1 protein-coding gene and 1 tRNA gene are annotated in these 2330 nt (G+C 44.0%); one reads left to right on the top strand and one right to left on the bottom strand.

Features of this window, described 5'->3' with window-relative positions:
* Positions 1-569: 569 nt before the first annotated feature.
* A complete protein-coding gene (locus R7Z47_RS23960) occupies positions 570-2006 on the top strand; it encodes an NAD-dependent succinate-semialdehyde dehydrogenase (protein WP_213969985.1) in 1437 nt (478 codons plus the stop codon).
* 247 nt (positions 2007-2253) lie between these two features.
* Here the strand turns inward: R7Z47_RS23960 and R7Z47_RS23955 are convergent.
* Positions 2254-2329 (bottom strand) — tRNA-Asn (locus R7Z47_RS23955).
* Position 2330 lies beyond the last annotated feature (1 nt).

The raw sequence follows: 2330 nt of genomic DNA, 5'->3' as shown, positions 1-2330 counted from the left end.
GGTAGTTCAGTTGGTTAGAATACCGGCCTGTCACGCCGGGGGTCGCGGGTTCGAGTCCCGTCCACTCCGCCACTTATATTAAGCCCTAGTCGAAAGACTGGGGCTTTTTCGTTTGGTCGTGTCCCCTAGAAATGCATTTACACATTGAAGGCGAGACAATACGACTTTCTTTACCCTTTTGGCACATGAGTTTCTCAGGAAGATGAGCCTGCTGCCTGCACTTCCAATTACTCCGAGTTTGTATCCTGTCCTCGTTGAAAGATTGGTCATTTGAACAATGAGTCTTTATAACACTCGCCCTCAACCGTAATAGAATGAATAGTCTTCCGTACTGCGTGTTTTGTTAGCGTCTCTCTTAAACAATAATTTTCTACATCTTATTTCTCAAACATTCATTGCTTCCATGTTTAGAGCGGGACCGTCGTTGCGTGGATTACGCAATTTCCCGAAATATAGTGAGGAAGAGAGCTAAGTCTTCCGAAAATTAATGCCTTTTAGAAAACTTTGTTTTCTTTGCTGAACTTGCTAGTAGCGATTAACCTAAGAGGAGTTCTTGAGGAGTATGTTTGATGATGCAACAAATAAAAAATGAAACGCTGAAATCTGTATTTAAGCAATGGTCTTCCGATGAGGGAATTGTGGTCATCAACCCTGCAACTGAGCAAGAGTTAATTCGGTTAAAGCCTAGTACTCTTGATGAGTTAGATGATCTCATTGGTCAGTGCAAAACGGAGCAAGTCCGTTGGGCTAAATTAAGTGCCAAAGAGCGCTCTCGTCGTTTGAGGGGGTGGTATCAACTACTTCTTGATAATGCAGAAGACATAGCCACGATTATTACCTTAGAGCAGGGTAAACCTTTAGCTGAGAGCAAAGGGGAAGTGATGTATGGTGCCTCTTTTGTCGAGTGGTTCTCAGAAGAAGCAAAACGTGCTTATGGCGAAGTTATTCCTGCCCCCACGACAGATAGACGTCTATCTGCAATTCGCCAGCCTGTGGGAGTATGCGCTGCAATTACACCTTGGAACTTCCCTATTGCGATGATTACAAGAAAAGCAGCACCAGCCCTAGCGGCAGGTTGTGGCATGTTGATCAAGCCATCAGAGCTTACCCCTCTCACTGCAATTGCTGTTGTTGAATTAGCTTATCAGGCTGGTATCCCTAAAGAACTGCTTTCTGTCGTGGTGTCGGAGCAGGCTGCTGAGTTTGGTCAAGTACTAAGTACTGATCCTAGGATTCAGAAGATCTCTTTTACGGGGTCTACGCGAGTCGGGAAAATTTTGATGAAGCAAGCCAGTGATTCAGTCAAGGCGGTGTCGATGGAGTTGGGTGGTAATGCGCCTTTCATCGTGTTTGAAGATGCAGACTTAGATGAGGCTGCGGAAGGGCTTGTCGCGTCGAAGTTCCGTAATGCAGGGCAAACATGTGTTTGTACCAATCGGCTATATGTTCATAAAAATGTAAAACAAGCTTTTATTGATAAAGTATTGTCGAAGTTAAGCAAATTAAAGCTTGGAAATGGTTTAGAGAAAGGTGTCACATTAGGTCCTGTTATTACGATGGCCTCTAAGCATCGACTAGAGGCGGTGATCGATCAAGCTGTACAAGAAGGAGCCTCTATTGCTAACTCTCCACAGAGACGGCCTGGTCGCTTTATGGAGCCCGTTCTTTTGGATAGTGTGACGCAGAATATGTCGATTGTTCAGCAAGAGCTATTCGGGCCTGTGTTGCCTATTGTTACCTTTGAAAATGATTATCAAGTTCTCGAAATGGCGAACGATACAGAATATGGTTTGGCTTGCTATTTCTATACGAATAGCTTGAAGCGTATTGTGACTTTTAGTGAAGGTTTAGAGTACGGCATGGTTGGAGTTAATGAAGGGATCATCTCTACTGAAGTGGCTCCATTTGGTGGAATTAAAGAGTCGGGTGTTGGACGGGAAGGTGCTAAGCAAGGACTCGATGAATATCTGGAGACAAAGTATATTTGTCTTGGTGGTTTAAGCTGATTTCAGAGATGGCCGATTGAATTAAAAAGCTAGGTTTTTACCTGGCTTTTTTTTAGTTGAAAGATACACCATTTGCCACGCGCGTTTGTGGTTAATATTTTCTGGTTACTTAGTGAGTTGATAGTTAGCTTGCGGTAAGCGGTTTTTAATAATCAAAGCGCTTATGTTATTTCGTGGGTAGTAGGAGAGAGCTTAGCTTTAAACTAATACAAAAAAGCCGCATCAAGTGATGCGGCTTCTTCTAATATGGCTCCTCCTGCTGGGCTCGAACCAGCGACCTGCGGATTAACAGTCCGTCGCTCTACCAACTGAGCTAAGGAGGAA

The organism is Vibrio sp. 1641 (assembly GCF_033339995.1).
Taxonomy (GTDB): Bacteria; Pseudomonadota; Gammaproteobacteria; order Enterobacterales; family Vibrionaceae; genus Vibrio; species Vibrio alginolyticus.
Note: the sequence above shows the minus strand (reverse complement) of the source record. Positions and strands in the feature narration are given on the sequence as shown.

Excerpts from the sequence above, each read along its gene's own strand:
- R7Z47_RS23960 (WP_213969985.1), top strand. The coding sequence starts at position 570 with ATGATGCAACAAATAAAAAATGAAACGCTGAAATCTGTATTTAAGCAA.